Genomic DNA, 24,360 nt, shown 5'->3' on the forward strand with positions numbered 1-24,360 from the left:
GCCGGTTCCTTCTCACGGGGCGGCCCGGAGCAGCACGGCCCCGAGGGCCGCGGCGGCCGCCTGCTGGCAGGGCTCGATGACGGGGCACCCGATCGCGGCCTCCGCGGCGGCCCGGTGGCGCGCCATGCCGGCGCAGCCGAGCACGACCACGTCGGCGCCGTCGCGCTCGACCAGGGTCCGACCGGCCGCGATCAGGCGCGGGCCCATCGCGGCGTCCGCCGTCTCGGAGGCCCGCGCCTCCACCGGCCGGCTCCCGGCATAGCGATCCCCGAGGCCCATCTGGCGCACCGTGCGGCGCTGGCGCCGGACGCTGCCCTCGGACAGGGCCACGATGCCGAAGCGCTCCCCGAGCGTCAGGGCCCGCAGGATCCCCCACTCGGCTATGCCCATCACCGGGCGACCGCTCGCCGCCTCCCGGACCGCGTGCAGGCCCGGATCGCTGAAGCAGGCGATCACGAAGGCGTCGGACGGATCGTCCGCCACGCACCGGACGAGCGGCATCACCACCGAATCCGCGTCCCGCTGGGTCGCGATGCTCTCCGGGCCCTCCGGCAGGTCGGTCACCGCGAGGATGGGGCCGCCCGGCAGCCGCAGCGGCGCCAGGGCGGCGTCGATGGCGGCCGTCACCGCCCGGGACGCGTTCGGGTTGATGATCAGGATGCGCGCGGGCTCGGTGGTGTCGCGAGGCCGCATGGCGCCTTCCCTCTGAATACCGGTCGATCGGGATCGACCGCGATGCCGCGACGTCGACCGACCCATCGTGACCGCGGAAGACCTCAAGCGAAACCCGGGCCGCATGGCCGCCGATCCGATCGGGAGGCACCGTTCTTGCCCGCCCGCTTACGCAAGGGAGAGGTTATCGATGCAGGACGAAGCTCCGGACGCCACCGCCGAAATCACGCTGGTGAAGGGGGCCCGGTGGGTCGTCGCCTGGGATCCGGACAGCGGCGGTCACGTCTACCGCACCGGCGCGGACGTCGCCTTCGCGGACGGCGCCCTCATCCATGTCGGGCCGGGCTACGCGGGTCCCGAGCCGGCCCGGACCGTCGACGCCTCCGGCTGCATGATCATGCCCGGGCTCGTCGACATCCACACGCACCTGTTCTCGGAGCCGATGAACAAGGGGATGTGGGACGAGGTCGGCAGCCAGCGGCTCTACAACACCTCGCTCTACGAGTACCTGCCGATCCTGCGGCCCGACGCTGAGGGGACGCGGGCCGCCTACGGGGTCGCGCTCGCGGAGCTCGCCCTGTCGGGCGTCACCACCGTCTGCGACCTCGCTCTGCCGAGCGCGGGCTGGCTGGATCTCCTCGGCGCCTCGGGCCTGCGGGTCTGCATCGCCCCGATGTTCCGATCCGGGCGCTGGCTCACCCGCAACGGCCACAGCGTGGACTACGAGTGGGACGCGGCGGCGGGCCAGCGCGGCCTGGAGCAGGCCCTCGCCGAGATCGCGGCGGCGGAGGGGCACCCTAGCGGGCGCCTCTCCGGCATGCTCTGCCCGGCGCAGGTCGACACCTGCACGGCGGAGCTGCTGCGGGACGCCCATTCCGAGGCGGTCGCGCGCGACCTGCGCTTCCACACCCACGCGGCGCAGTCCCTGTCGGAATTCCACGAGATCACCCGCCGCACCGGGATGACGCCGATCGAGTGGCTCGACGATCTCGGCGTGCTCACCGAGCGGACCATCGTGGGCCACGGGATCTTCCTCGATGACCATCCCTGGACCCACTGGCACAGCCGGGGCTCGGACCTGCGCCGCCTGGCCGAGCGCGGCGCCACGGTCGCCCACTGCCCGACGGTCTTCGCCCGGCGCGGCATCGCGCTCCACCATTTCGGGCGCTACCTCCAGGCCGGAGTCAACATGGGGATCGGCACCGACGTCTACCCGCACAACATGCTCGACGAGATGCGCCTCGTCTCGTACCTCGCCCGGGTCGTCGCCGAGAATCCCCGCGACACCCGCGCGGCGGACGTGTTCCACGCCGCCACGGTGGGCGGCGCCAGGGCGCTAGGGCGCGAGGACATCGGCCGGCTCGAACCGGGCTGCAAGGCCGACTTCGTGCTCGTGGACTGCGGGCATCCGGCCATGCGCCCGTGCCGCGATCCCGTGCAGTCGCTGATCTACTCGGCCGGCGACCGCGCGGTTCGGCAGGTCTTCGTCGGCGGCCGCGAGATCGTCCGCGACGGGCGCGCCCTGACGATCGACTACGCCGCCGCCGCGGCCGCGCTGGAGGAGGCGCAGGGCCGCGCGCTCGCGCAGGTCCGGCAGCTCGACTGGGCCGGGCGCGGCCCCGACGCCATCGCGCCGCCGACCTTCCCGAGGCTGTGAGGCCCCGGAACTCGCCCCCTCAGGCGGGCCGGACGTTCCAGAACGTCGGGAACCCGTCGAGGATCCCGGTGAGGCGGGAGCGGTAGGCGGTCGGCTGCAGGTACTGGCCCAGCGGGTAGTAGGGCACGTCCTGCATCGCCTGGAGCTGGATGTCCCGGCACAGGGCGGCACGCGCCGCCTCGTCCGGGGCGGTGAGCCACGCGTCGCGCAGGGACTCGATCCGCGGGGTCGTGGCCCAGCCGGCGTAGCCGCTCTCGCCGGTGCCGCGCAGGGCGATGTAGCCCGCGGGGTTCAGCCAATCCATGCCGGACCAGTTGGTGACGAAGGCGCTCCAGCCGCCCTCCGAGACCGGCCCCTTTCGGTTGCGCCGCTGCAGCATCGCGTTGAACTCGACCGCGTAGACCTCCACCGTCATGCCGACCCGCTGCAGCAGGTCGGCCGCGACCTGGCCGAGCGCCAGCAGCGGCGCCGAGTTCGACGGCACCATCAGCAGCACGGTCTCGCCGCCGTAGCCGGCCGCCTTGAGATCGGCGCGCACCCGCGCCGGATCGCGCGGATCCGTGAGCGGCTGCAACCCGTCCGTCGAGGCCATCGGCGTGCCCGGGCAGAAGAAGCCGAGGGGCACGTGGAACAGGCCGGGATCCTCGACGCCGACGACCCCCTGCATGCACGCGGTCTGGTCGATCCCGCCCCAGAGAGCCCGCCGGATCGCCGGGTTGTTGAAGGGCGGCTGCAGGTGGTTGACCCGCAGCATGGTCACGAAGCCGGTCGGGTCGAGGACGCGGGTGCTCACGCCCTTGGCCGCCTGCAGGAGCGCGATCTGGTCGTGCGAGGCGTATTCCTGCCAGTCCGCCTCGCCGGCGATCAGCGCGGAGGTCGCCGTGGAGGTGTCGCCGATGACGCGCCACTCGACCCGGTCGAAATGGACGACCTTCGGACCCGAGGTCCAGGTCAGCGGGCCGTCCGGGCGCGGCACGTAGTCCTCGAAGCGGGTGTAGACGACGCGGTCGCCGGGCACCCGCTCGTCGGGCTTGAAGCGGAACGGTCCCGAGCCGATGAGCTCCGGCACCTGCTGGAACGGGTCGATGGCGGCGAGGCGCTCCGGCATCATGGCGCAGACCGGGACGGACGCCTTGCCCAGCGCGATTGGCAGCAGCGGGAACGGGTGTTTCAGGCGGAACCGGATCGTCCGGTCGTCGGGCGCGGAGAGTTCGTCGGTCGCCTCCATGAGGGAGCCGCCGAACGGGTCGCGCTTCGCCCAGCGCCGCAGCGACGCGACGCAGTCGCGGGCCAGCACCGGCGTCCCGTCGTGGAAGCGCAGGCCCGCCCGCAGGATCAAGTCCCAGCGGCGCCCGTCCGCCTCGACCCGATGGCCCTCGACCATCTGCGGCGTGGCGCGATAGGCCGCGTCCATGCCGTAGAGCGTGTCGAAGACCATGTAGCCGTGGTTGCGGGTGATGTACGCGAAGGTCGTCACGGGATCGAGGGTGACGAGATCCTGCTGCGGGATGAAGCGCAGGGTCCGGGCCGCCTCCGCGCGGACGAGGGCCGGCGCCGCGACGGCGCCGGCGACGAGGGCGCCGGCTCCCTGCAACAGCGTGCGTCGCTTCATCCGAGACCTCCCGCTCCGCTCCGGCACCACGCACCGGTGGGCCGGGTCCCCGCGGGAAGCCCGGCCCGGCATCGCTTGCAGGAATGGGGCCGGCTCCCGCTCGGCGTCGCCGACCAGTCCGCGACCGCGGGAGCGGTACGGCGGCCCGTCAGTTCAAGCTCCGCTTGTGAAAGCAACGCCTCACCGCACCGACAGGGTGCGCGGCAGGTCGGACAGGGGCTCGACCCCGTCTGCGGTGACGATGACGGTCTCCGAGGCGCCGACCGTCCAGGCGCCGTAGCGGCGCAGGGTGGCCGGTAGGTGGAAGACCATGCCGGGTTCGATCGGCCGGTCCTGTCCGGTGAACAGCGAGAGCAGGGCACCCTCTCCCCAGTCCGGCGCGAAGGCGACGCCCATCGAGTAGCCGATCCGCTTGCGGAAGGCCGGGCCGTAGCCCGCCGCGTCGATCACGGCCTGCGCCGCCGCGTGCGGGGCGGCGCAGGGATGGCCGGGGCGGATCGCGCCGAGCGCCGCGTCGAGGGCGCGCAGGGCGCAGTCCATCATCCGCTGCGCCTCGGCCGGCGGCGGGCCGATCCAGACGCTGCGCATCAGCGCCGCGTGGTAGCGGGCGTGGCTGCCGGCGAGCTCAAGGAAGACCGCGTCGCTCGGCTCCAGCCGGCGGCGCCGCCACGTCATGTGCGGCAGACCGCTGCGCGGTCCCGACGCGACCAGCGGCTCCATCGCCATGGCCTCGGATCCGGCGGCCGTTGCGGCCGCCAGCATGGCGGCGGCGACGGCGTTCTCGTCGGTGCCGGCCGCGCAGGCGTCGAGCCCCGCGGCGAGACCGGCCTGCGCGTACCGGGCGGCGGCCCGGATCGCCGCCAGTTCGGCCGCCGACTTCACCGCCCGCAGGGGGGCGAGGAGGCCGGATCCGTCGGGCAGCGGGCCGCTTCCGAGGGCGGCGTCGATCCGCGCCGCGAGCGCCGGCGCGACGAACCAGCCGTCCCGCTCCAGGGCCGGCCGGGCGACCCCGCGCCCGCGCACGAGGGCCGCCAGGGCCGCGGCCGGGTCGGCGCCGTCCGGGTAGGCCCGGATGTCGTCGAGCCACGTGTTGGCGGCCGCGCCCGGTAGTTCGAGCTGCCGGACCAGGAGGGCCGGGTCGCCGTCCACGGGCACGAGGAGTGCCTGGAAGGCGAAGTAGCCCGCCGTCTGGCGGCCGGTCAGCCAGTAGATCGTCTCCGGGCCGGTCACCACGAGGGCGTCGTGGCCGGCACCCGCGATGGCGGCCCGGGCCGCCGCCTGCCGGGCGGCGAACTCCGCCTCCGGGAAGGCCGCCTCGCGGCCGCGCAGCTCCGTGAACTCGTGCATCGCGCCGCCCTCGTCCCAGACTTCGCTCAGACTTCGCTCAGACTTCGCTCAGACTTCGCTCAGGCGCTGGATGATGCCCTGCTTGAAATTCTCGAGATGGGCCGCGATCGCGTCCGCCGCCGCCGCCGCGTCCTTGGCCCGCAGGGCGGCGACCACCGCGAGGTGCTCGCGATGGACCGCCTCGAACCGCTCGGGCATCCGGCTTAGGTTGAACATCTGCGTCTTGAGCCGCAGGTCCTTGATCGTCTTGGCGAGGGTCGCGTTCTGGCTGTGCTCCGCGATCAGGTCGTGGAAGCGCCGGTCGACCTCCCAGTTGCCCGGCGCGTCCGGGTCGCCCGCCGCCAAGAGTGCCTCCATCTGACGCTGCAGGTCCGCCAGCACCGCGTCGGCGATGCGGCCGGTGGCCAGCGCGACGCTCTCCCGCTCCAGCAGGCGGCGGACATGCAGGATCTCGATCAGCTCGCGCAGGGAGAATTCCTTGACCACGAGCATCCCGCCGGGTTGCCGCTCGATCAACCCCTCGGTCTCCAGCCGCGACATCGCCTCGCGGGTCGGGGTCCTGGAGATGTCGAGCATCTCGGCGAGGCGGCGCTCGTGCAGCACGGTGCCGGCCGGAAGGTCGCGGCTGACGAGCATGTCGAGCAGGCGGTCGTAGGCCATCTGGCCGAGGCTCTGCTCGCGCCGTGCACTGAGCGCCGTCGTGTACGACGCGGCGTCGAGGGTCTTCATGGTGTCCTCCCGGAGCGGCCGGCTCAGCCGCTCCCCATTCTTGTTCTCGCGCGTCCGCCGTGCCCGCTCACATGGCGGGCGTGCGGATCGGCTCCTTCGGGGCCGGATCATAGCCGATCAGCGGGGTAACGAGCTTGGCGTAGGTACCGTCCGCGACCATCTCGCCGAGCGCCTTGTTGACGGCGGCGTGCAGGTTCGGCTTGCCCTTCTTGATGGCGAAGCCCTTCTGGACCGTGCTCAGCGGGGTCTCGATCATCACCAGGGGCAGCTTGCGCGCCTTGATGGCGTAGTTGCCGGCCACCGCGTCGTTGATCACCGCGTCGATGTTGCCGCCGACGAGGTCCTGCATGGCGTCCGCGGCCGTCTTGTAGCTCTTCAGGGTGGCGCCGTTCTCCTCGGCGAGCTTGCCGAAGGTCGAGGCCGAGAGGGCGCCGACGTTGCGGCCCTTGAGATCCGCCGGCCCCTTGATGCCGGTATCCTTGCGGGTGACGATCCGCGCGCCGGATTCGAGCCACCCGTCCGCGAAGGCGACCTGCTTCTGCCGGGCGGGGGTGATGTCCATCGACTCGCTGGTGATGTCGTACTGGTCGGCCATCAGGCCCACCAGCAGGGCGTCGAACTTGATGTTGACCGGGCTGTACTCGAGCCCGAGCCGGCGGCAGACCTCGCGCATGACCCGGACCTCCAGCCCGTCGAGCTCGCCGCTCGGCGTGCGCATGCTGAAGGGCGCGAAGGTGCTGTCCGTCGCCACGATCAGCTTGCCGGGCTCGATCAGCTCCAGCTTGCCCTCGGCCGCGCGGGTCGCGGGGGCGGCGAGGATCCCTGCGCCGAGGCTGGCGCAGAGGGCGGCGAGGGCGAGGACGTGGCGGCGGTTCATGGTGATCTCCGGTCTCGGGACGGGGCGGGAAGGATCGGCCGCGGCCCGTCCCGCGGCGGGGGGCTCAGGACAGGCGGGCGTAGCGCCGCTCGAAATAGGCCGAGAGCTGCGACAGGATCGACGTGAGGCCGAGGTAGATCAGCGCCGCCGCGATGTAGAAATCGAACGGCCGGAAGGTCGTGGCGATCATGAGCTGCGCGTAGAGCGTCAGCTCCACCACCGTGATCGTCGACAGCAGCGAGGTATTCTTCACCGCCGAGATCGCCTCGTTGGTCAGCGACGGCAGGATCATGCGGAAGACCTGCGGCAGGACGATGCGCACCATCATGATCCGCGGGTTCATGCCGAGCGCCAGCGCCGACTCGACCTGACCCCGGGGGATCGCCGCGAGGCCGGCCCGGATCGTCTCGGCCACGTAGGCGCCGCTGCTGACACCCAGCGCGATGATGCCGGCGGTCACGGGCGAGAGCTTCACCCCGACCTGCGGCATGCCGAAATACACGATGAAGACCTGCACGAGGGTCGGCGTGCCGCGGATGAACCAGACGTAGAAGCTCGCCAGCGCCCGGAAGGGCGCGAAGGACGAGCGCTTGCCCAGCGCCCCGAGCAGGCCGCAGGCCCAGCTCACCAGGATGCTCGCCACCGTGACGCCGAGCACCACTAGGGTCGCCGAGAGGAAGCCGGGGCCGTAGGTGACGACCTCGTCCGAGAGGGTGAGCCACCACTCCTGCAACGCCGCGACGCTCATCGCTGTCCCTTCTCCCCGGTGATGGGCCGGCGGCTCACGCCGTCTGTCCCGGCGCGGCGGGCTGGTGCAGGACGCGCCGGAGGAACTGGCGCAGCCGCTCGCTCCGGGGCGCGCCGATGATGGCGTCGGGCGGCCCGTCCTCGGCGATCACGCCGCCGTCGAAGAACAGGGTGCGGGTGCCGACATCCCGGGCGAAGGCCATCTCGTGGGTGACGAGCAGCATCGTCATCCCGTCCGCCGCGAGGGAGCCCATCAGCGCCAGCACCTCGCCGACCAGCTCCGGATCGAGGGCCGAGGTCACCTCGTCGAACAGCATCACCTTGGGCGCCATCGCCAGGGCGCGCACGATCGCCACGCGCTGCTGCTGCCCGCCCGAGAGCTTCGACGGGTAGGCGTGCCGCTTCTCGTAGAGGCCGATGCGCTGGAGCAGCGCCTCCGCCTCCGCGACGGCCTGCCGGCGCGGCATCCGACGTACCCGGATCGGCGCCTCGATGACGTTCTCCAGCACGGTCATGTGCGGCCAGAGATTGTAGCTCTGGAAGACCATGCCGATCCGCGCCCGCAACTCGCAGAGCTGCTGCGGCGTCGGCTGGCGGCGGGCGCCCTGCTCGTAGTCGAAGGCGAAGCGCTCGAAATCCATGAAGCCGGAGGTCGGCGTCTCCATGAGGTTCAGGCAGCGCAGGAACGTGCTCTTGCCCGAGCCGCTCGCACCGATGATCGACACGACCTCGCCCTCTCGGATGTCGAGGGAGATGCCCTTCAGGACCTCGTTGGTGCCGTAGCTCTTGTGCAGCTTCCTGATCTTCAGGAGCGGGGGCGCGGCCGTCTCGGTCTGAGCCATCGTTAAACCTGATGTTTTGCAGCCGCTTCGCGGATCGATGCTTAGATCCGCACGCAGATCGCATTATGTTGCTGTTTTATCGTTCATAAAATCTCTCAATATAGAGATTTAATTTTCCATCCGCCGACGTTTTACATTGCCAAATCGGATGGGATGCCTTAGCAGAACCGGTATACCGCCGGCATTCAAGCGGTATTTTTGAGCATGGCTGCCTCCGACATGGTCATCGAACTTCCGGATCCCGGTATTCCCTTCGCGACTGCGCCGGGCGCGTGCCTCATTGTTCAGCCGATGGACCGGGTCGGACCCGCGCGGCAGCCGGCATGACCCGGCTCGCGATCGATCCGGATCTCTGCGCGGGCCTGTTCGCCGAGCTCCTGAGCTTCAGCGAGGACGCGCCGGGCGTGACGCGGGCGGCCTACGGCGTCGGCGAGGAGCGCGCCCACGCCCTGATGCGAGCCACCGGGCTGGCACTCGGGCTCGCCGCCGAGACCGACGCGGCCGGCAACCTGTTCCTGACGATGGCGGGCCGCGACCCGGCACTGGCGCCCTGGATGGTCGGCTCTCACGTCGACACGGTGCCCCACGGGGGCAATTTCGACGGGGCGGCGGGCGTGATCGGCGGCCTCGCGGCCGTGGAGGCCCTGCGCCGGGCTGGGATCGTGCCGGCGCGTCCCGTGACGGTGGCGGTGTTCCGGGCCGAGGAGAGCGTGTGGTTCCCGGCCTCCTACGTCGGCAGCCGGGCCGCGCTCGGCCTGCTGCCGCCGGAGGTGCTCGACCTGCCCCGCGCCGATACCGGCCGGAGCCTGCGCGACCACATGGCCGAACTCGGCCTGCGGCCGGGGGCGGTGGCGCGGGGCGAGCGGCTCCTCGATCCGGCGCGGATCCACGGCTTCGTCGAGATGCACATCGAGCAGGGCCCGGCGCTGGAGGCGGCCGGGCTCCCCGTGGGCTTCGTCACGGCGATCAGCGGCAGCTTCCGCTACCGCAAGGCGGCCTGCTTCGGCCGCTACGGCCATTCCGGCGCCGTGGCGCGGGGCGACCGCAGCGACGCCGTCTTCGCCCTCGCCGACCTGATCACCGGCCTGGACGCGCTCTGGGGCAGGCTGGAGGCGGAGGGCTGCCCGGCCACGATCACGCTGGGCGAGGTCGCCACCGACCCGGTTCAGCACGCCTTCGCCAAGATCCCCGGCGAAGTCCGCTTCTGCCTCGACGTGCGCAGCACCGAGCCGGCCGTTCTCGACCGGGTCGAGGCGGCGCTCGCCGAGCATATCGCCGCCATCGAGGCCGTCCGCTCGGTACGCTTCGTGCTGGGCGAGCGGACCGGCAGCACGCCGGCGCGGATGAGCGCCGCGCTGGTCGAGGCCCTGTCCGGCCACGCGCGCCGGCTCGGGACGCCGTTCCGCACGATGGCGAGCGGGGCGGGGCACGACACCGCGACGCTGGCCGGCCAGGGCGTGCCGAGCACGATGATCTTCATCCGCAACCAGAACGGCAGCCACAACCCGGACGAGGCGATGCGGATCGCGGATCTGTGCGCCGCCGCCACCCTGGTGGCCCACCTGGTCGCCGAAGCCTGACCCCGCGCGAGAGAAGGGATGCACCGATGATCGTCGATCTGAACTGCGACATGGGCGAGGGCTTCGGCGTCTACCGTCTGGGCGACGACGCCGAGATGCTGACCGTGGCGACCTCGGCCAACATCGCCTGCGGCTTCCACGCAGGCGACCCGCTGGTGATGCACGAGACCCTGAGCCGCGCCGCCGCGAACGGCGTGCAAGCGGGCGCCCACCCGAGCTTCCTCGACCTCTGGGGCTTCGGCCGGCGGCCGATCCACGGCGAGCGCCCCGCCGACATCGAGAAGGCGGTGCTCTACCAGGTCGGCGCGCTGCTGGCGCTGGCGCAGGATGCCGGCTGCCCGGTGCGCCACGTGAAGACCCACGGGGCCATGGGCAACATGGCCAACGAGGATGCCGACCTCGCTCTGGCGGTGGCCCGGGCGATCCGCACCCTCGACCGCGACCTGATCTTCGTGGTGATGCCCGGCCTGGAGACCGAGCGGGCCGGCGAGAAGCTTGGGCTGCCGATCGCGCGCGAGATCTACGCCGACCGCGCCTACGCGGATGACGGCACCCTGGTCTCGCGCAAGCTCCCCGGCGCCGTGCTGCACGATCCCGATTCCGTCTCGGAGCGCGTGGCGCGGATGCTGGAGGACGGGGCGATCACCTGCCTGTCCGGGCGGCGCATCCCGACGCGGATCGACACGGTCTGCGTCCACGGCGACACGCCCGGCGCGGTCGCCATGGCGCGCCGCCTGCGCGACGACTGCGCCGCCAAGGGGATCGCCCTGCGCCCGATGGCCGAGGTGCTCGGTGTCTGAGCCCGGCTACCGCCTCCTCGATAGCGGCGACCGGGCGCTCACGGTGGAGCTCGGCCGCGCGGTCGATCCCGCGATCAACGCGCGGGTCATCGCCCTCGACGCGGCGCTCCGTGGCGCCGGGCGCCCGGGCCTCTTGGAGACCGTGCCGACCTACCGCTCGCTCCTCGTCCTCTACGATCCGGACCTGCTGCCCCGGGCCGACCTCGCCGCGCTGATCGCCGCGCACTGGCCGCCGCCGGACGGGGCGGCGGGCTCGCTGCGCCGCTGGCGGGTGCCGGTCCATTACGGCGGCGCGCACGGCGCCGACCTCGACGACCTCGCCGCCGGGGCCGGGCTCAGCCCGGAGGCGGTGATCGCCCTTCATTCCGGCCGCGACTACCGCGTCTACATGATCGGCTTCGCCCCCGGCTTCGCCTATCTGGGCGGCCTCGATCCCCGGCTCTACGCGAGCCGGCGCACCGATCCCCGACCCAGGACCCCGGCGGGCAGCGTCTCGATCGGCGGGAACCAGACCGGCGTCTCGCCGCCCCTGGAGCTGCCGAGCGGCTGGCAGCTCATCGGCCGCACGCCCGCGCGCTCCTACGATCCGGGCCGGGCCGAGCCGTTCCTGTTCGCGGCCGGCGACCTGATCCGGTTCGAGCCGATCGACCGCGCCGCGTTCGACGGCCTCAGCGAGGCCGCCCGCGCCGGCGAGACCGTCGCGACCCTGGAGCGGATCGATGCCTGAGGGCCTGCGCGTCATCGCCCCCGGCGTGGCCTCGACCCTGCAGGATGCCGGGCGGCCGGGCTACCTGCGCTACGGCATCTCGGGGTCCGGCGCGATGGATCCCGACCTGCTGGCCCTGGCCAACGGCCTCGTCGGCAACCCGCTCGACGCCGCGGTGATCGAGATGGCGATGGTCGGTCCGACCCTCGCCTGCGAGACGGATATCTGCCGCGTCGCCCTCGCCGGCGCGCCCTTCGCGATGAGCCTGAACGGCCGCGCCCTCGACCCGTTCACGGCCCACGACCTGCGGCGGGGCGACCGGCTCGTCCTGGGCGGACCGCGGCAGGGCCTGCGCGCCTGCCTCGCGGTCGCCGGGGGCTTCGCCGTCGCGCCGATGCTCGGCAGCGTGGCGACGCACACCCGCACCCGCCTCGGCGGCCTCGACGGTCATCCCCTGGCCGCGGGCGACCTGCTGCCCCTCGCGGCGCCCGCGCCCCGCGACCGTCCGCTGACCCTGCCGCCGGCCCACCGGCCGACCTTCGGTGGCCCGATCCGGGTGGTGCTCGGGCCGCAGGCCGACGGCTTCACCGAGGACGGCCTGCGGACGTTCCTCTCCGAGCCCTACACCCTCACGGCGCGGGCGGACCGGATGGGCTGCCACCTCGACGGGCCGCCGATCGCCCACGCGGACGGTTTCAACATCGTCTCGGACGGGATCGTGAACGGCTCGATCCAGGTGCCCGGACACGGGCGCCCGCTGATCCTGCTGGCCGACCGCCACACCACCGGCGGCTACCCGAAGATCGCCACCGTGATCTCGGCGGATCTCGGCCGCCTCGCGCAGGTGCGGCCGGGGGAGACGATCCGGTTCGCGGCCGTCGCCGTCGCGGAGGCCCAGGTCATCGCCCGCGCCGCGCGAAGCGCTCTGGCCGCGCGGCTGACGGCGCTGGTGCCGGCCGGCGGCGGCGATCTCGACAGCGCGTTCCTGCTGTCCTGCAACCTCGTCGGCGGCGTCGTCTCGGCGCGTGCCCCCGATCCGGCGCCCTGACGGCGCCGCACCTCCTCCATCCAGCAAGAGACCGTCGATGCTCACGCCGTTCCACCTCGCCTACCACGTCACCGACCTCGACGCGGCGCGCCGCTTCTACGGGGGCGTCCTCGGCTGCCAGGAGGGCCGCAGCACCGAGACCTGGGTCGATTTCGACTTCTTCGGCCATCAGCTGTCGCTGCACCTGGGCGAGCCCTTCGCCACCACCCGGAGCGGGAAGGTCGGCGACCACACGGTGATGATGCCGCATCTGGGCGTGGTGCTGCCGCTCGACGCCTGGGAGGCGCTCGCCGGCCGTGTCGAGGCGGCCGGCATCGCCTTCGACATCCCGCCCGTCGTCCGCTTCGCCGGCGAGCCCGGCGAGCAGCGCACGATGTTCTTCTTCGACCCGAGCGGCAATCCGATCGAGATCAAGGGTTTCCGGGATCTGGCCGGCGTCTTCGCGCACTGAGGCGCGTATCCGCGAAGCCGCCCGTCGCCGGAGCGGCGACGGGCGGCCAGGACGCGACGTCCGTCAGGCGCGGCGGGCGTTCCAGAAGACGAACTGGCCGTCGACCACGTCCCGAAGGTCGCGCCGGAAGGCCGTCCGGTAGAAGTACTGGCCGGTCGGCAGGTACGGCACGTCGCGCATCGCGAGAGTTTGCATCCGGGCCGCGATCGCCTTGCGGGCCGCCTGGTCCGGCGCCTCGATCCAGGCCTCCCGCAGGCTCTCCAGCTCCGGCAGGTCCGGCCAGCCGAAGAAACCCTTCTCGCCGCCGCAGCGCAGGACCTGCTCCACGACCGGGTTGGCCATGTCGAGGCCGGTCCAGGTCGTGGTGAAGATGTTCCAGCCGCCCTGGTCGGGGGGCGCCTTGCTGGCGCGGCGGGTGACCAGCGTGCCCCAGTCGGAGACGACGTACTGCACATTCATCCCGAGGCGCTGGAGCAGGTCGTGCATGATCTCGCCGAGGGCGCCGAGCACGGGGTTCTCGCTCGTCGACATGAGCACGACGCGCTCGCCCTTGTAGCCGGCCGCCACGAGGTCGCGCTTGGCCTTGGCGAGATCGCGCGGCCGGGTGAGCACGTCGAGCCCGGCATCGGTGGCCATCGCGGTCCCCGGCGTGAACAGGCCGACATCCTTGCGCCACAGCTTGGGATCGTCGCCGGCGGCCGCCGCCATGAAGTCTGCCTGGGACAGGGCCTCGAGGACCACGCGCCGGACCGCCGGCTTGTCGAAGGGCGGGTGGAGATGATTCATCACGCCGGTGCCGAGATTGCCGAGCGGCGAGGCGAGCTGCGTGGCGATCTGCGGGTGCGCCTGAAGCGTCGGCACGAGATCGCTGATCGGGTTCTCCCACCAGTCGACCTCGCCGTTCTGGAGGGCGGCGGCCGCGGTGCCGGGATCCGGCATGACCTGCCACTCGACCCGCTCGAAATGGACACGCTTCGGCCCCGCCACCCAGGAGACCGGGCCGTTCTCCCGGGGCCGGTAGTCCGGGTTGCGGTCGTAGACCACGCGGGCGCCGACGAGCCGCTCCTTGGTGTTGAACCGGAACGGCCCGGAGCCGATCAGCTCGGGGATCTGCTGGGCCGGGTCGGTGGCGGCTAGGCGCTCGGGCATGATGACGAGGACCGGCGGACCGAGCTTCGCCAGCGTCTCGAGCATCAGCCCGTAGGGCCGCTTCAACCGGATGACGAAGGTGCGGTCGTCCGACGCCTCCAGGGCGTCCGTGCGCGCCATCAGGGCCTGCCCGAGGCTGTCGCGTTGCGCCCACCGCCGGATCGACGCGACGCAGTCGCGGCCCCGCACCGGCTCGCCGTCGTGGAATCGCAGCCCCTCGCGCAGCCGGAAGGTCCAGCGCCGCCCGTCCTCCTCGACCGTGTGGCCCTCGACCATCTGCGGCTGCGGCGTGAGCTGCGCGTCGAGGCCGTAGAGCTGGTCGAACACCATCAACGCGTGGTTGCGCGTGACGTAGGCCGTGGTCGTCACCGGATCGACGATGGTGAGGTCGGATTGCGGCACGAAGCGCAGGACGCTCGCCCGGCCGCCCTGGGCGAGGGCCGGGCGGGCCGGCAGGAAGGGCGCGGCGGCCGCGGCGGCGGCACCGCCCAGGAAGGTTCGTCGCAGCATGGGGTCACTCCTGGCGTTCCGGGTCAGGCGGACGGGGACGGGAGCGCCGGTCGGCCTTCCGTGCGAGGCCAATTTCTGCGGGCGCAGTCCGCGGGAGCACAACCTGCAAGGGCCGTTCCGCCCCGGCCGGTCACGGGGTGCGGACGGCCTCTTCGGCCCGCCGGCGCAGGGCCGCGCGGTCGATCTTGCCGGTCGAGGCGAGCGGCAGCGCCTCGACGAACCAGACCCGACGCGGGTGCTGGTAGGCCGGCGCGTGTTCGAGCGCGTAATCCTTGAGAGCGGCCTCATCGACGGTGGCGCCGGGCCGGCGGACCACGAAGGCGACCGGCTTGGTGCCCTTGATGGCGTCGTCCACCGGCACCACGCAGGCCTGGAGCACCGCGGGGTGGCGCTCCAGCACCAGCTCGACCTCGCCCGGAAAGATGTTCTCGCCGCCGGAGACGAACATGTCGTCGGTCCGCCCGAGGAAGTAGAAGAACCCGTCCGCGTCGCGGCGGAAGACGTCGCCGGTGTCGTAGAACCCGTCCGCGGTGATCGGGACGGGCACGTCCGGCCGGTTGTGGTAGCCGAGCATGATCGCGGGGCTGCGCATCTGCAGGATCCCGGTCTCCGGGGCGTCCGGTCCGACGAGGCGCACCGCCACCTGGGGATGCGGCACGCCGACCGACGCGACCGGCGTCGGCAGGCCGTCCGGATGGTCGCCGAACACGACCGGGCCGCCCTCGGTGGTCCCGTAGGCGTTGAGGATGCGGGCGTTCGGCAGGAGGGCGCGGATCTGCCGGGCGAGGGTGTCGTTGACCGGCGCCGAGCCCATCCGGACCGTCCGCACGCCGGTGAGGTCGGCTTCCGCGAGGAGATCCGGCTCCCGCAGCATCATGGCGATCATCGGCGGCACGGCGGTGAGCCACGTGCAGCGGTACCGGTCGATCGCCGCGATGTAGGCCCGCGCCTCGAATTGCGGCAGCAGCACCATCGTGGCGCCGGCCGCGCAGACGAGGAGCGCCAGGGCGAGCGCGTTCATGTGGTAGAGCGGCGCCGCCACGAGCAGCCGGTCGTCGCGCAGGTCCGTCTCCGCGGCGCGGGTCCGCGCCACCCAGAGGTGGCTGGCATGGCTCAGCCGCACGCCCTTCGGCCGGCCCGTCGAGCCGGACGTGTAGAGGAACAGGGCCGCCTCGTCGGGCTCGGGCACGACCGGCACGAACGGACCGGGGTCGAGCCAGGCCGCGAAGCCCTCCGGCCCGTCATCGTCGAACCCGGCGATCCGGATATCGGGGCCGAGATGGGCCAGCAGCGCCCGGCGCGGGCCGTCGCAGAGCACGAGCCGCGCCCCGCAATCGGCGAGCACGGCGGCGATCGTGGCCGGCGGGAACTTGTGATTGACCGGGACCGGGACCACGCCGGCGCGCATCGCCCCGAGCAGCGCCGCGATCGTGTCGGGCCGGTTGGCCGCGAGGATCGCGACCCGCGCGCCGCGGGCGATCCCGCCGCGCAGCAGGCCGCGCGCGAAGGCGTCGGCCCGGGCGTCGAGGCCGGCGCGGGTCATCACGGCGGGCTCGCCATCGGGGGCGACGCCGATGATCAGCGGCCTGTCCGGCGGCCCGGACCGGTCGACGAGATCGCCGAGATTGGTCGGAGCCGTGGCCGCGCGCGTCATGGGGCCGCCCTGCACGGGAGGTTGAGGTCGAAGGTCGGCAGCGTCAGCGTGGCCGCGCCCGGCCCGTGCCGAACCCAGCCCGCCTCCGGGAGCGCGCCCGCGCGGGCTTCGAGGGCGTCGAGGCTGCGGAAGCGCAGGGTCAGGGTGGCGAAGCGGCCGGCCGGCCCCGGCGCGATCGCGACCCGCGTCTCCCCGAGCCGGAGGGTCCAGCCGTCACCCACGGCCTCGGCCGGCGCACCGCTCGCGGCGGCGTAGAGACGGGCGTCGGCATCCGGTGCCGGGCTCTCGATCTTCAGCGCGTCGATCCCCGTGAAGCCGTTCGGATGGTCGAGCCATTCGGGGCGCCAGACGAGATCCGGGGTCAGGTGCTCACAATGGTAGAGGCGCCCCGCCGGGAACCGGTCGACCGGCACCCGCACCGTGCGGAACCGGGCCGTGTCCTCGCGGCCGTCGACGGTCACGGGGCGCGTGAAGGCGACGGTCGGCCCGGCCGCGAGCCCCGCCGCGGCGAGGCGGGCATGCGTCGCGTCGGCGTCCCGGCTCGCCACGACGAGCCCGTTCAGGCCGAACGGGCTGTCCAGAACGTCCTGCCGCTGCGGACCCGTCTCGGGCAGGCCGACGAGTTCGAGGTAGGGTCCGGCCGTCATCATCAGGTGGTTGATGGAGCCCAGCGAGTGGTGGCCGCGCGGTGTCAGGCGGAAGCCGAGGGCGGCGAACAGCTCCGCCGCCTCGTCCATCCGCCGCAGCACGTTGATCACCACGTGGTCGAGGGCCCCATCCGCCGGGGCGCCGGGGGCCGGTCCGGTCATTTCGGCGGCGCCGTCATGTAGACGCCGCGGCCGCTCGCGAGCAGGCGCCCCTCCGGGTCGAGGATCTGCGCCTCGGCCACCGAGAGCTGGTTGCCGAACTTCACCACCGTGCCGCGGCAGGTGAGATCGCCCTGCATCGCGGCCCGGTGATAATCGACCCGCAGGTCAACGGTGGGGACGCCGCGGCCGGTCTTGGAGACCAGCGCCCAGTCGGCGGTGAGATCCACGAGCGTCGCCAGGATGCCGCCGTGCACGTAGCCGCGCTCGGCGTTGACGACCCATTCCGGCCGCCACGTCGCCTTCAGCTCGATCGTCCCATCGCCGACGGCGACGACGGAGAGGCCGAGCCACTGGTGGAACGGGCCGCGCAGCAGCAGCGCCTCGACCTGCTCCTTGGTGAGGGGGGTGTCGGACATGGCTTGGGGGATCTCCTCGGGCGGTGTCAGGGGGTGACGACGATCTTGCCCATGACCTCGCGGTCGCGGATCATCCGCAGGCCCTCGGCGGCCTCCTCGAGGGGCAGGAGCTTGTCGATGGTCGGCTTCAGCGTGCCGGCCTGGATCATGTCCATCAGGGCCGACAAATTGTCGTCGTAGAAGCTGTTGGAGCCGATCACCTTGAGCTCGAAGCTCCAGATGTAGCGGAGATCCTCCTTGGGATCGTGCCCCGCGGTGGCCCCGCAGACCAGCAGCGTGCCGCCGCGCTTCAGGCACTTGAGCGAGGGCACCCAGGTGTCGCCGCCGGTGAAGTTGATCACCACGTCGACCCCGCCCTCGTAGGTCCGGCGCTGCGGCTTGCCGTACTGCTGGATCGCCCACTTGGAGAAGTCGGTCTCGCGGTAGTTGACGACGTGGTCGGCCCCGAGGGCCGTCAGCGCCGCCATCTTCTCCGCGCTGCCCGCGCAGGCGATCACCTCGGCGCCGAGCTGCTTGGCCAGCATCACGCAGCCGGTGCCGACGCCGCCGCTGGCGCCCAGGATCAGGACCTTGTCGCCGGCCTTCACGGTGTTGTGGGTGATCAGCATGCGGTGGGCCGTGCCGTAGGCCACCGGCAGGGACGCCGCGTCCGCGTAGCTCACGTCCGGCGGCATCGCGATGAGCTGGCTCGTCGAGACCCGGCAATACTCGGCCATGCCGCCGTCGAGCATCTCGCCCATCAGGCCCTTGGCCTTGTTGAGCGGGTTGACCAGCACCCGGTCGCCGACGCGCCACTCCGCGACGCCTTCGCCGAGCTCGACGATCTGCCCGGCCATGTCGAGGCCGATCACCACCGGCATCGGCACCTTGATGCCGGGCATGCCCTTCACGGTGAACACGTCGTGGTAGTTGAACGAGGACGCGCCGACGCGGATCAGGACCTCGCCCGGGCCGGGGGACGGCCTCGGATAGTCGTCGACCACCTTCAGCGTGTCGATGTCGCCGTGCGCCTCCAGCACGAGCGCCTTCATCGTCTGAGCCATCGTGGAAACCCTCTTCTGCAGGTCGGAAAGGCTACGGGATCGACTTCGACCGCTCGTAGGGGCCGGGGACCAGGGCCGTGTCCGGCAGGCTGCCCTGGACGGCGCCGACCGCCTTGAACACGTCGAATTCCCGCTTCAGCGAGGCGATGTCGGCGGGCTCCAGGCTGACCGTGTAGATGCCGTCCCACAGGCCCGCGTAGGCCGCGGCGTCGGCGTCGCTCAGGTTCGCGGCCGCCTTCAGGATCTTGGCCACGCCGGGCTTGTCGGCCTGGCCGAAAGCGTAGGCCTTGCGCATCGCGGCCACGACCTTGGCGGGCGCATCCGGATTCTGCGTCATCCAGGCATTGCGCATCAGGCCGACGCCGAGGACCGGCGGCGCGTCCTGTTGGGTGAGGCGCCTCCACTCCTCCCGGAAGGTGCCGAGCCGGCGCAGCTTCACGTCCGGCAGGAGCGCGAGGGTCACGGTGCGCAGGGCCGCGGCGTCGATGTCCTTCTGGACGAGGAATTGCGCCAGCCGGGAATCGTTGCCGGGGACGGCCTGATAGTCGGCGGGCTTGAGGCCGTGATTGGTCTCCAGGATCGCCGCCGCGATGGCAGCGGTGCCGCTGCCGGCCGGCGAGGTGCCGATCTTCCTGCCCTTGAGGTCGGCCATCGCCTTGATCGGCGAGTCCTCCGGGACGACGAAGTCGAGGTCGGCCACCTGGGTCGCCAGGACGATGCTCATCGGCAGCCCGTCGGCGGTGACGCTCAGCGCCGTCCCGGCGCTCGCCGCGATCGCGAAATCGATCGCCCCGGCGGCCATGGCCTTGGTCGGCGCGTTCACGTCCGGGAACTTGACGTACTCGACCGTCAGGCCCTCCTTCTCCATGAACTTGCCGGCCTCCAGCACGGCGCCGAAGCCGAGGCTGATGCCCGAGCTCCAGTAGCCGATGCGAACCGTCTCGGCGCGCGCGAGGCCGGGCAGGCCGACCGCGCAGAGCGCGGCGACGGCGAAGGCGCGGATTCGTTTCAAGGCGTTCTCCAGGAGCTGCGATGGGAGGACGTGCGGCGGGCGTGTCCCCGGCTGGCGCCGGCCGTCACGGCTGCGCCACCTTCTTCCAGGCGAACAGGCGCTGCTCGGCCGGCTTCAGGACGAGCGTCTCGAGCCCGATCATCAGGGCGACGAGGGTGAGGGTCCAGGCGAAGACCTGGTCGGTCTGGACGAGGTCGGCCGCCTGCCGCAGGCGGTAGCCGATGCCGCTGCTCGCCCCGAGCGATTCCGCCACGAGGACGACCCGCGCCCCGAAGCCGATGGCAAGGCGCGCGCCCGCGAAGAAGGCGGGCAGGATCGTCGGCAGGTAGATCTTGGTCAGCACCTTGCGGCGCGGCATCCGGAAGGTGCGGGCGAGCTCGAGATGCTCGGCGCTGACCGTGCGCGTGCCCTGCCAGACGTTGGTCAGGATCAGCGGCATCGCGGTCATGAACACCACGAAGATCGTGGTCCAGTTCGAGAGGCCGAACCAGATCAGCGCGAAGATCGCCCAGATCGCGGAGGAGACGGTGTTGGTCACCGTCAGCACCGGCTCGAAGAAGCGCCCGAGGCGCGGGCTCGCGCCGAGCAGCAGGCCGAGCGGCAGCCCCACGAGGGCCGCGAAGGCGAGGCCGGCGCCGATCCGACCCAGCGTGATGCCGAGATCGGCGGCGAAGCTCGGCGTGGCGACGAGGCCGAGCCACGTGTGCCAGACCCGCGCGGGGCTCGGCAGGACGAAGCTCGGCGCGTGCAGCGATCCGAGCTGCCACGCGGCCAGCGCCAGGGCGAGCAGGGCGAGCCGCTGGAGCAGCACGCCCGCCCGGCGTCCGGCACCGGACGTCCGCGTCCGCCGGATCAGGCGCGGCGGGGTCTTCACGAGCATCGCGCGCTCGCGGCGGAGAGGCTGATGCGCAGGCGCCGGATCTCCTCGGCGACCTCCGTCGAGAGCGGGTCGCGGGGGTACGGCAGATCGATGGCCCGGACGGTGCCGATCCGGCCCGGCCGCGGGTGCAGGACGACCACCCGGCTCGCCAGCACCACCGCCTCCTCGACGTCGTGCGTGACGAAGACCAGGGTCATCGCCCGCAGGCCGGCGATGCGCAGCAGCTCCGCGTGCATCTGCGCGCGGATCTCGGGATCGAGCTTCGAGAACGGCTCGTCGAGGAGCAGGATCTTGGGCTCGGTCACGAGGCTGCGCGCGAGCGCCACCCGGCTGCGCATGCCCCCCGACAATTCGTGCGGGTAGGCGTCGCGGAAGGCCTCCAGCCCGACGAGCCGCAGGGTCTCGTCGACCCGCCGCGCCCGCTCCGCCCGGCCCATGCGTCCGGCCTCGAGGCCGAAGGCGACGTTCTGGGCGGCCGTGCGCCAGGGCAGCAGCCGGTCCTCCTGGAACATGTAGGTCATGGCCCGCCAGTCGCGGAAGGCGTGCGACGGGATGCCGTTCAGGAGGACGGCGCCCTGGTCGGGCTCGACCAGCCCGGCGATCATGTTGAGGAGGGTGCTCTTTCCGCAGCCCGACGCGCCCAGGATCGCGACGATCGCGTGCTGCGGGATCGCGATGTCGACGGTGTCGAGGACGTGGAGCGGCCCGCCCTCGCGCCGGTCGAACCACTTGCTGACGTGGTCGAGCTCAACGGCGTTCACGGCTCGCCCCCGTCGGCCCGGGCCGGCCGCACCGGCGCCACCACCGCGGTGTCGCGCAGGCTGGCGATGACCTTCTCCAGGGTCATGTCGCGGAACGTCTCGACGTGGCGGCGGGCCACCAGGGCGGCGCTGTCGGCGTCACCCGCCACGAGGTGCTCGATCATCGCGGTGTGGTCGTTCTCGATGTTCGGCCGCACCCCCTGCACGCCGAAGCCGAGGGCGACGAGGCGGGTCATCTCGTCGAGGAGGCCCGACAGCGTCCGGTACAGGCGCCCGTTCCCCGAAGCCGCGGCGATCGCGAGGTGGAAGCCCCGGTTGGCCTCCAGGAAGAAGTCGATCTGGTTGCCCATCTCTACCGTGATCTTGCGGCGGCAGGCCTGCTCCAGGCGCTCCAGATGCGCCCGGTTCACGCGGCCGGCGGCGCCCCGCGCCGCGAGGGGCTCAAGCTCCATCCGGAGGGCGAAGACCTCGTCGACATCCTTCACGGTCACCGGGCTGACCCGGTAGCCGTGCCGCGGCATCGAGCTGACGAAGCCTTCCTGGGCCAGGCGCTGGAGCGCGATCCGGCAGCTCGCCTTGCCGATCTCGAACCGCTCCATCACCTCGGCCTCGGTGAAGCGCGTGCCGGGCAGGAGGCGGCAGGCGACGATCTCGCGGCGCATCAGGTCGTAGGCCTGGTTGCCCTTGCGCGTGGCGTCGGGGACGGCGAGCACCGTCGCGGTCGGGCGAGCGGGCCGGGACCTGTCATCGCGGGTCGTCATCGCACCTCGCTGTTCGGGCATTGAGGCTCCCACAGCATGCTGTGAGCTGCCCACCGCACGCAGGACACGTGCCAACCCCGCGCCGGCCCGCCTGCGCGCGCATCGGCGGGCGGAACGATGGTCGGGTGCCGGCATTCGTCGCGCGGTGGGAAGCTCAGACGCGACGCGTGATCAGCTCAGCGCGCGCTGTGGGCATTCCATGCCGTATTTATGCGCAACGGCTCCACGTTCTGTAAATGGAATACGGGTCCAATTTTCGCGAAGATGTTGGAAGAAAGAGCTTTTCGCGGCACTCCAAGGCAGAACGATCTGAGTTTTCTTTGAGCAGTGAGGCGTGCTGCGGGCCGCGACGGCGACGCCCTACAGGATGTCGGGCTGGCCGCGCCGGTGCTCGTGCCCCGCGATGACGCGGCGCAGGAGCCGGGTCAGGGTGTCCTGCTCCGCCGGGGTGAGGGCCTCGACGGTGAGGCCGTGCGCCGCCCGCGCCGCCGGCTCCATCGCGCCGTGGAGCGCGGCGCCCTCGTCCGTCAACCGGCAGACCTGCGCGCGGCGGTCGAGGGGCGAGGTCGTGCGGCTCACCAGACCGCGGGCCGCGAGGCGCTTCAGGGCGCCGGTCGTCGTCGTCCGGTCGAGGGCGACCGCGCTCGCGAGCGTCGTCTGATCGGCCTCCCCCAGATCGCGCAGCAGCGAGAGCAGGCTGTACTGGAGCGGGGTGACGCGAAACGCGGCACAGCGTTCGGCGAAGAGGCTGACGTGGATCTGGTGCATGCGGCGGGCGAGGAAGCCCGGGCGCTCGGCCAGGGGCCAGTGCCGGGCGTCCGCCGCCCCTGACGCGGTCCCCGCTTCCGCCAATCCCGCCGCGCAGCCGGCATCCGGGACCTCATCCATCGTCCGCCTCCGCAGAACGGTTCCAGCCTTGGCACGCGGTGTGCAACGCCGGAATACGAAGCATGCTTCGCTTTTGGCAAGGGCGAGGCCGGCGCGCGCCGGCCGGGACCACGAGGTCGACATGGACAATCGCCGCTATGATCTGGTTCTGCGGGGCGGGCGGGTCATCTGCCCGGCCTCCGGCATCGACGGCATCCGCGACGTGGCGGTGCGGGACGGGCGCATCGCCGCCGTGGCGGAGACGATCCTGCCCTCGGCCGCTGCCGAGGTGGTCGACGTCGCGGGCAAGCTCGTCCTGCCCGGCATGATCGACACCCACGCCCACGTCTACCAGTACGTCACCGGCCGGTTCGGCCTGAACCCCGACATGGTCGGCGTGCGCTCGGGCGTGACCACGGTGGTGGACCAGGGCGGGCCGTCCTGCATGACCCTGCCGGGCTTCCGCCACTTCATCGCCGAGCGCTCGGAGACGCAGGTGCTCGCCTTCCTGTCGGCCTATCTCGTCGGCGGCCTGGAGGGGCATTTCTACCCGAACCTCTACAGCCCGGACGGCGTCGACATCGACGCCACCGTGAAGTCGGCCACCGAGAACCGCGACCTCGTGCGCGGCATCAAGGGCCACGCCGAGATCGGCGGCTTCGCCCGCTGGGGCATCAAGGTGATGGAGATGGCGGCCGAGATCAGCCGCCGCGCCGACCTGCCGCTCTACGTGCATTTCGGTCAGCTCTGGGGCCTGCCGGAATCCGGCGCCAACGGCGAGGATGCCGACACCATCGTCGAGCGGGTCATCCCGCTGCTGAGGCCCGGCGACGTGCTGGCCCATCCCTTCACCCGCCACCCGGGCGGCTTCATCAACGAGCAGGGCGAGGTCCACCACATCATCCGCCGGGCCATGGAGGCCGGGCTGAAGGTCGATGTCGGCCACGGCAGCCACTTCTCCTACCGCGTGGCCCGCGCGTCCCTGCCGGCCGGCGTGATCCCCTACACGCTCGGCGCCGACATGCACGGCTACAACACCGAGGTCCCCGAGGTGAAGAAGCCAGCCGGCACCCCGGACGAGCACCACGACGACGAGAACCACCCGTTCCTCGGGCAGGCCCGGTTCAGCCTCACCCAGGCGATGAGCTCGATGATGGCGCTCGGCATCCCGCTGGAGGAGGTGGTGCCGATGGTGACGTCGCACCCGGCCGAGATGCTGCGCATGGGCGACCGGATCGGTGCCCTCAAGGTCGGCTACGCGGCCGACGTCTCGGTGCTGCACGACGATCGCGGCCGCTTCCTGCTGCGCGACAACGAGGACACGCGGGTGATCGCCGACCGCCTGCTGCGCCCGGCCTTCTGCCTCCGCGCGGGGAAGCGCTTCGAGGCCGACTCGCCGATCCTGCCCCAGGCGATCGCGGCCTGAGGTG

The 24,360-nt window shown here is 72.2% G+C and carries 24 protein-coding genes; 7 read left to right on the top strand and 17 right to left on the bottom strand.

Features of this window, described 5'->3' with window-relative positions:
* Positions 1-12: 12 nt before the first annotated feature.
* Positions 13-693 carry an aspartate/glutamate racemase family protein gene (locus ACX9MN_RS32970; protein ID WP_020094496.1) on the bottom strand — a complete coding sequence of 227 codons (681 nt, stop codon included), beginning with the start codon at positions 691-693 and terminating at the stop codon, positions 13-15.
* 169 nt (positions 694-862) lie between these two features.
* Here ACX9MN_RS32970 and ACX9MN_RS32975 point away from each other — a divergent pair, with 169 nt between their 5' ends.
* Entirely contained in the window at positions 863-2,329 is a 1,467-nt protein-coding gene (locus tag ACX9MN_RS32975) for an amidohydrolase family protein (RefSeq protein ID WP_056527005.1), read from the top strand.
* Positions 2,330-2,348: 19 nt separating this feature from the next.
* Here ACX9MN_RS32975 and ACX9MN_RS32980 read toward each other — a convergent pair whose 3' ends face one another.
* The 6 genes from ACX9MN_RS32980 to ACX9MN_RS33005 form a co-directional block, all read right to left on the bottom strand.
* Complete coding sequence (locus tag ACX9MN_RS32980; protein ID WP_091682415.1) at positions 2,349-3,941, bottom strand: ABC transporter substrate-binding protein; 1,593 nt, start codon at positions 3,939-3,941, stop codon at positions 2,349-2,351.
* Between the two features lie 180 nt (positions 3,942-4,121).
* Complete coding sequence (locus ACX9MN_RS32985; protein ID WP_020094493.1) at positions 4,122-5,288, bottom strand: M24 family metallopeptidase; 1,167 nt, start codon at positions 5,286-5,288, stop codon at positions 4,122-4,124.
* Positions 5,289-5,336: 48 nt separating this feature from the next.
* Positions 5,337-6,017 carry a GntR family transcriptional regulator gene (locus ACX9MN_RS32990; RefSeq protein WP_489726498.1) on the bottom strand — a complete coding sequence of 227 codons (681 nt, stop codon included), beginning with the start codon at positions 6,015-6,017 and terminating at the stop codon, positions 5,337-5,339.
* Between the two features lie 67 nt (positions 6,018-6,084).
* Positions 6,085-6,894: a transporter substrate-binding domain-containing protein gene (locus ACX9MN_RS32995; protein ID WP_020094491.1), complete on the bottom strand. Its 810-nt coding sequence runs from the start codon at positions 6,892-6,894 to the stop codon at positions 6,085-6,087.
* A gap of 64 nt (positions 6,895-6,958) precedes the next feature.
* The gene (locus ACX9MN_RS33000) at positions 6,959-7,642 is read right to left on the bottom strand and encodes an amino acid ABC transporter permease (RefSeq protein WP_020094490.1); all 684 of its coding nucleotides are present in this window, start codon (positions 7,640-7,642) and stop codon (positions 6,959-6,961) included.
* 34 nt (positions 7,643-7,676) lie between these two features.
* A complete protein-coding gene (locus tag ACX9MN_RS33005) occupies positions 7,677-8,483 on the bottom strand; it encodes an amino acid ABC transporter ATP-binding protein (protein WP_056527014.1) in 807 nt (268 codons plus the stop codon).
* A 323-nt stretch (positions 8,484-8,806) separates the two neighbouring features.
* On the opposite strand from ACX9MN_RS33005, the gene ACX9MN_RS33010 reads away from it, so the two are divergent.
* Genes ACX9MN_RS33010 through ACX9MN_RS33030 form a run of 5 tightly spaced genes read left to right on the top strand, consistent with a single transcriptional unit; the run spans position 8,807 to position 13,068 of the window.
* On the top strand, positions 8,807-10,063 hold the full coding sequence (locus ACX9MN_RS33010) for a Zn-dependent hydrolase (protein ID WP_103985112.1): 1,257 nt from the start codon (positions 8,807-8,809) through the stop codon (positions 10,061-10,063).
* A 26-nt stretch (positions 10,064-10,089) separates the two neighbouring features.
* Entirely contained in the window at positions 10,090-10,863 is a 774-nt protein-coding gene (locus ACX9MN_RS33015) for a LamB/YcsF family protein (RefSeq protein ID WP_056527019.1), read from the top strand.
* Positions 10,856-11,590, top strand: coding sequence for a 5-oxoprolinase subunit PxpB (gene pxpB, locus ACX9MN_RS33020; RefSeq protein ID WP_056527022.1), 735 nt, complete (start codon positions 10,856-10,858; stop codon positions 11,588-11,590). Before ACX9MN_RS33015 ends, pxpB begins: the two co-directional genes overlap by 8 nt.
* Positions 11,583-12,617, top strand: a complete 1,035-nt coding sequence (locus ACX9MN_RS33025) for a 5-oxoprolinase subunit C family protein (protein ID WP_056527025.1) — start codon at positions 11,583-11,585, stop codon at positions 12,615-12,617. The genes pxpB and ACX9MN_RS33025 overlap by 8 nt, the downstream gene beginning before the upstream one ends.
* A 37-nt stretch (positions 12,618-12,654) precedes the next feature.
* Positions 12,655-13,068 carry a VOC family protein gene (locus ACX9MN_RS33030; protein ID WP_012329553.1) on the top strand — a complete coding sequence of 138 codons (414 nt, stop codon included), beginning with the start codon at positions 12,655-12,657 and terminating at the stop codon, positions 13,066-13,068.
* 63 nt (positions 13,069-13,131) lie between these two features.
* Here the strand turns inward: ACX9MN_RS33030 and ACX9MN_RS33035 are convergent, their stop codons facing one another.
* The 10 genes from ACX9MN_RS33035 to ACX9MN_RS33080 all read right to left on the bottom strand — a co-directional run bounded on the left by ACX9MN_RS33035 (position 13,132) and on the right by ACX9MN_RS33080 (position 22,951).
* Complete coding sequence (locus ACX9MN_RS33035) at positions 13,132-14,727, bottom strand: ABC transporter substrate-binding protein (protein WP_489726499.1); 1,596 nt, start codon at positions 14,725-14,727, stop codon at positions 13,132-13,134.
* A 130-nt stretch (positions 14,728-14,857) separates the two neighbouring features.
* The gene (locus tag ACX9MN_RS33040) at positions 14,858-16,381 is read right to left on the bottom strand and encodes a class I adenylate-forming enzyme family protein (protein ID WP_489726500.1); all 1,524 of its coding nucleotides are present in this window, start codon (positions 16,379-16,381) and stop codon (positions 14,858-14,860) included.
* Positions 16,378-17,190, bottom strand: coding sequence for a VOC family protein (locus tag ACX9MN_RS33045; protein ID WP_020094481.1), 813 nt, complete (start codon positions 17,188-17,190; stop codon positions 16,378-16,380). The genes ACX9MN_RS33040 and ACX9MN_RS33045 overlap by 4 nt, the downstream gene beginning before the upstream one ends.
* Complete coding sequence (locus tag ACX9MN_RS33050) at positions 17,187-17,606, bottom strand: PaaI family thioesterase (protein ID WP_020094480.1); 420 nt, start codon at positions 17,604-17,606, stop codon at positions 17,187-17,189. Before ACX9MN_RS33050 ends, ACX9MN_RS33045 begins: the two co-directional genes overlap by 4 nt.
* 26 nt (positions 17,607-17,632) lie before the next feature.
* A complete protein-coding gene (locus ACX9MN_RS33055; RefSeq protein ID WP_489726653.1) occupies positions 17,633-18,637 on the bottom strand; it encodes a zinc-binding dehydrogenase in 1,005 nt (334 codons plus the stop codon).
* 43 nt (positions 18,638-18,680) lie between these two features.
* A complete protein-coding gene (locus tag ACX9MN_RS33060; RefSeq protein ID WP_489726501.1) occupies positions 18,681-19,661 on the bottom strand; it encodes an ABC transporter substrate-binding protein in 981 nt (326 codons plus the stop codon).
* 64 nt (positions 19,662-19,725) lie between these two features.
* Positions 19,726-20,541 (bottom strand): ABC transporter permease, encoded by an 816-nt coding sequence (locus ACX9MN_RS33065; protein WP_020094477.1) that lies wholly within the window; start codon positions 20,539-20,541, stop codon positions 19,726-19,728.
* Positions 20,532-21,302 carry an ABC transporter ATP-binding protein gene (locus ACX9MN_RS33070; protein WP_489726502.1) on the bottom strand — a complete coding sequence of 257 codons (771 nt, stop codon included), beginning with the start codon at positions 21,300-21,302 and terminating at the stop codon, positions 20,532-20,534. Before ACX9MN_RS33070 ends, ACX9MN_RS33065 begins: the two co-directional genes overlap by 10 nt.
* Positions 21,299-22,063, bottom strand: a complete 765-nt coding sequence (locus ACX9MN_RS33075) for a GntR family transcriptional regulator (RefSeq protein WP_489726503.1) — start codon at positions 22,061-22,063, stop codon at positions 21,299-21,301. The genes ACX9MN_RS33070 and ACX9MN_RS33075 overlap by 4 nt, the downstream gene beginning before the upstream one ends.
* A gap of 360 nt (positions 22,064-22,423) precedes the next feature.
* Entirely contained in the window at positions 22,424-22,951 is a 528-nt protein-coding gene (locus tag ACX9MN_RS33080; protein ID WP_244539941.1) for a MarR family winged helix-turn-helix transcriptional regulator, read from the bottom strand.
* A gap of 121 nt (positions 22,952-23,072) precedes the next feature.
* On the opposite strand from ACX9MN_RS33080, the gene ACX9MN_RS33085 reads away from it, so the two are divergent.
* Positions 23,073-24,356, top strand: coding sequence for an amidohydrolase/deacetylase family metallohydrolase (locus ACX9MN_RS33085; protein ID WP_447694599.1), 1,284 nt, complete (start codon positions 23,073-23,075; stop codon positions 24,354-24,356).
* Positions 24,357-24,360 lie beyond the last annotated feature (4 nt).

It is taken from the genome of Methylobacterium sp. 1A, assembly GCF_058072805.1.